The 3,721-nt window shown below is 36.9% G+C and carries 6 protein-coding genes; 3 read left to right on the forward strand and 3 right to left on the reverse strand.

Annotated features, from left to right (window positions below; genetic code table 11):
* Positions 1–606 precede the first annotated feature (606 nt).
* The 3 genes from BMX83_RS10830 to BMX83_RS10420 all read left to right on the forward strand — a co-directional run bounded on the left by BMX83_RS10830 (position 607) and on the right by BMX83_RS10420 (position 2,045).
* Complete coding sequence (locus BMX83_RS10830; protein WP_143059540.1) at positions 607–690, forward strand: type I toxin-antitoxin system Fst family toxin; 84 nt, start codon at positions 607–609, stop codon at positions 688–690.
* 459 nt (positions 691–1,149) lie between these two features.
* Positions 1,150–1,482: a hypothetical protein gene (locus BMX83_RS10415; protein WP_091636786.1), complete on the forward strand. Its 333-nt coding sequence runs from the start codon at positions 1,150–1,152 to the stop codon at positions 1,480–1,482.
* Between the two features lie 209 nt (positions 1,483–1,691).
* Complete coding sequence (locus BMX83_RS10420) at positions 1,692–2,045, forward strand: plasmid mobilization protein (protein WP_091636788.1); 354 nt, start codon at positions 1,692–1,694, stop codon at positions 2,043–2,045.
* 39 nt (positions 2,046–2,084) lie between these two features.
* Here BMX83_RS10420 and BMX83_RS10425 read toward each other — a convergent pair whose 3' ends face one another.
* The 3 genes from BMX83_RS10425 to BMX83_RS10435 all read right to left on the reverse strand — a co-directional run.
* Positions 2,085–2,627, reverse strand: coding sequence for a hypothetical protein (locus tag BMX83_RS10425; RefSeq protein WP_091636790.1), 543 nt, complete (start codon positions 2,625–2,627; stop codon positions 2,085–2,087).
* A 276-nt stretch (positions 2,628–2,903) separates the two neighbouring features.
* Positions 2,904–3,311 carry a hypothetical protein gene (locus BMX83_RS10430; RefSeq protein WP_091636792.1) on the reverse strand — a complete coding sequence of 136 codons (408 nt, stop codon included), beginning with the start codon at positions 3,309–3,311 and terminating at the stop codon, positions 2,904–2,906.
* Between the two features lie 199 nt (positions 3,312–3,510).
* Positions 3,511–3,721, reverse strand: a 211-nt coding sequence (locus BMX83_RS10435; protein WP_177170582.1) for a tyrosine-type recombinase/integrase, incomplete at its 5' end; no start/stop codon positions are given.

Below are 3,721 nucleotides of genomic sequence, written 5' to 3' on the forward strand. Positions count from 1 at the left end.
CCCCCTTAGTGTCCATTTTTGTCCCCCTTAGTGTCCATTTTTGTCCCCTTTAGTGTCCATTTTTGTCCCCTGCACCCCCATGAGACGCTTACTCTCCCATGGGCTAAACTACCCCCTAACAGGTCTTTAACAGGTCTTATAACAGGTTTCTTAACAGTTATAAAAAAAACGCGCGCGTGATGATTAAACCAAATAAATTTTATATTAATGAGAAACAACTATTTCCCAGATTTGAATAAAACTAGATCAAAAACAAACCACAAAAAGGACGCCTTGCTAACGCAAGCCTTTGAAAAGTAAAACATAAAAAAATAAGGATCCCTTGCTTCGCAAGCGTAGACCATTGAAACCCTCAAAAACAGTCGCTACGCTCCGTAATTAAGGAAGCCAGGGGTTTAGGTTAAAACCAGTATAAACAGCGTCTTACGCGTTCTTTTGAGCAGCACGGCTCTGTTATGGGCTCACTTCGTTCGTGCAGGGCAAGCCCTACATACCCTAGGGCAGAAAAACAAAAATAATGGATCTTCATACAGATAACCTGTTCAAATAGTCGACCGCTATGTTATGTTTAATCATGGCAGCTTGCCCCCAGAGAGGGTGTTGTTCATGCAAGACGTTATTTCGTTAGTTATCGCACCACTATTTGTGGGACTGATTTTAATATTGGTTGATCATTGGTTAGAGGATTAGCGGTAACGTGCAAGTTGCTGTCTAACTCACACGTTCGTCATCGCAGCGAACGCAAAAAAAGCCGCACCTATTCGCAGTAGGTGCGGCTTTGTGTCGTCCACTAGACGTTATTTCGTTATCGCATGTTTAGTATACCATAGTTTGAAATAGGCAACAATACAGATGGTCGGGATCACCGGCAATAGGCGAGATTATGCGTTTGAGTGCGACAAAGGAGACATAAAAACGTTATAATGAGTTAAAGAAAAATGATCAATATGTTGTCTTTGGGCCCTGTTGTAGTATGTAAAGAAGAGCATATCTTTTAAAGCTTGTTTTTGGCGTTTTAAGCGCTTTTAAATCGTTAGAGTATATTTGCCTATTCAAGATGTTTAAATGCATAGAATCGGTAAATTTAAAAGATTTAAAGGGGTTATTCGTTGGTGTCGCCGATAATAATTATTTAAAAGGAGTCGTATCATGCTAAAAAGATGGACAGAGTTAGAACGCACAGAGATAACAGCGATTCGTCGCCGATTCGTTTTTCTCTTCTTACCTTTCGTAATGGCGACTATTATTTTTTCGACATTTTCGGTGATGCCTTATGTTCAAATCACCGCGGTAGTGTTTTTGTTTCTGTTTGGCATAGTGGAATATATAAATGGATATAAAGGCGCAGCACTTTCAGATGGTCTTTTGGGTTTGTTTTTTATTTATTTATTTATTTTATTTCATGTGAACAACAGTCATTTTTTCACTCTGAATAATCGCAATGATCAAAAAAGAAACGAAAAAAGACCGGAGGAAAAATAACCGTCAGTCAAAAAGGTACAACAGGATTCGTCGGTTATTCTCTCTTTTAGGTTTAAGCAAGCAGTGACAAATGTACCCATTTGCCGCTTGTTAGGGGTTCCCTCCTAATACCCGAACGCTCAAAAAAGCAGGCCCCTTTTTTTAGCCGATGTCCCTTTCCCTGTTTTTCAAACAGGAGATGCAATGCAAAAAAGCAAAGGAGAATTTATATGTCAGTGAAATTAAATAGAAAGCTGGAACGAGACAACCGTCTTTATTTCTATTTGTCGGATGAAGAGCTCGCTCAGTTTAATGACCGGTTTGCGCTGTATCGTTCAAGCAATCGCAGCGCCTTTATTCGTGACGCGGTATTAAATAACTACCTCGTCATCAATGACGATACAAATTTGAGAGACCTGGTTTATGAAGTCAATAAAATTGGCGCGAATATTAATCAGGTGGCTCGATTGGCGCAACAAAACAAGCACGTTGAACAGGCAGATATTGACAACTTGAAAAATCACATGACAGTAATCAGAAAAGAACTGTATGACGCCTTGATGAAACATAACTCAAAACGATAAAAAGCCTGGGAGATAACTCCAGGCTTTTTATGTACCCATTTATCGATTAAAGAGGCGGCTGAATATGCCTTTTTTCTGTTTTGATTCAGGATGTTCCGTCTGTTTTTGATCACGATCGGATGGATTTTGCTCGTCTGTTTTTGTTTCAGCGGGCTCATTATTTTCTTGCGTGAAGGCCAGTTGTAGTTGTTCGATTTGGCGGTTGGATTGCAGGGTTAATTGTTGCTGCTGGCTTAATAAATTCTGTTGTTCTTTCAGCAATTCTTGTAATTTATCAATCTGTTCATTCTTTTCAGCCAGCTCTTTCTGCAAAATATCCATTGTTTCTACCGACAAAACACCCGACAAAATTTTGTCGGTTTGTTTGTCGATCTCTTTGTCGCTTTTGTCGATCTTTTTATCGTCTGAATCTTCGTTTAAACCCATGTTTGTTTTTATTAATGACTGTCCTTTTTTACTGATTAAATAGGCGCCACTATCGTTTTTGTTTAAATATCGGTCATCAATTTTTTTGATTTGATATTGGATTGCTTGTTTTGTTACCTCTAATTCATCGGCAAAAGCCCGTATAGTTTTTGTCACCTTTTTGTCACCCCTTTTGTCGGTCTTTTGTCACCTGTTTTGCTACCTCATTTTAGCTTAAATTAAGTAAAATAAAAAGAACCTCATAAGGTTCTTTTTATTTCTTGTAAATATCTTTGCGGTGCCTGATTTGAATCAGGATAATATTGATTGCATCATCATCAATATCCGCAAGTAACCACAGAGTTAGACAAAAGTAAAGAGGCTACCATCCTACGAATTTAATTAGTCATATAGATCATTAATATCCTTTTATTTCATAGTCTCGATAGATTATTAATTTCGCACAAATATGCTTTTAAAAGTAATGTTCTTTTTATTTTGAATCAACTTTATGGTATCAATATTTTCGAGAGGATAGGGGATTACCTCATAGACTTGTTTGTCGGATTCATTTGAAGCAACTTTATTAAATATTATTTGCAACTCCCCGTCTCTTGTTACAGCTTCAACATTTTTATATTCATTTTCGATACCGTTAAAAATAATATAACTAGTTTGGTCTGTGTTTAATTGATATACTCCCTCAGTCTCTATATCAAGAAGCGTTTCTGCCAAAGCTCCTCCATCAATTCTGCTAGAATCGATACTACTTACGCTCACATCTTCCTTAATGCTATTAGTGCAAGCATACAGTAAAAAAATGAAAGAAAAACTTAGAATTATTTTGGGAATGCTTCTCATTTAATTCTCTCCTTTATGAAATTGTGATTTAGCTTTCTAACACATGCAGCAATTACTCATATTTTGGTTAAAAAGAAATTACAAGTTAAGAAAAAATAGTTTCTATTCACATATTACTACATTTATCATTTGTTTTTATTAAATAATTAAGTAAACATTTCCCATGTATAGAATCTATTTATGAAACAATTCAGAATATTTATAGATTTAACTGCCCATACAAATCATTGATATCGTCTTGACGAATGCCTAAATAACGTTTGGTGACAGCCAGATTGCTGTGTATGAGGGTTTCCATAATTAACGCGGGATTGAATCCATTTTTCCAGGCATGATAGCCCCAGGTTTTCCGTAAGCTATGCGTCCCGATATTATCTTTGATCCCGACCGTCTGCGCCGCTTCTTTTAAA

This window comes from Alkalibacterium gilvum (assembly GCF_900109085.1).
In the GTDB taxonomy this organism is placed as follows: domain Bacteria; phylum Bacillota; class Bacilli; order Lactobacillales; family Carnobacteriaceae_A; genus Alkalibacterium; species Alkalibacterium gilvum.

Excerpts from the sequence above, each read along its gene's own strand:
- BMX83_RS10420 (WP_091636788.1), top strand. The coding sequence starts at position 1,692 with ATGTCAGTGAAATTAAATAGAAAGCTGGAACGAGACAACCGTCTTTAT.
- BMX83_RS10430 (WP_091636792.1), bottom strand. The coding sequence starts at position 3,311 with ATGAGAAGCATTCCCAAAATAATTCTAAGTTTTTCTTTCATTTTTTTA.
- BMX83_RS10830 (WP_143059540.1), top strand. The coding sequence starts at position 607 with ATGCAAGACGTTATTTCGTTAGTTATCGCACCACTATTTGTGGGACTG.
- BMX83_RS10415 (WP_091636786.1), top strand. The coding sequence starts at position 1,150 with ATGCTAAAAAGATGGACAGAGTTAGAACGCACAGAGATAACAGCGATT.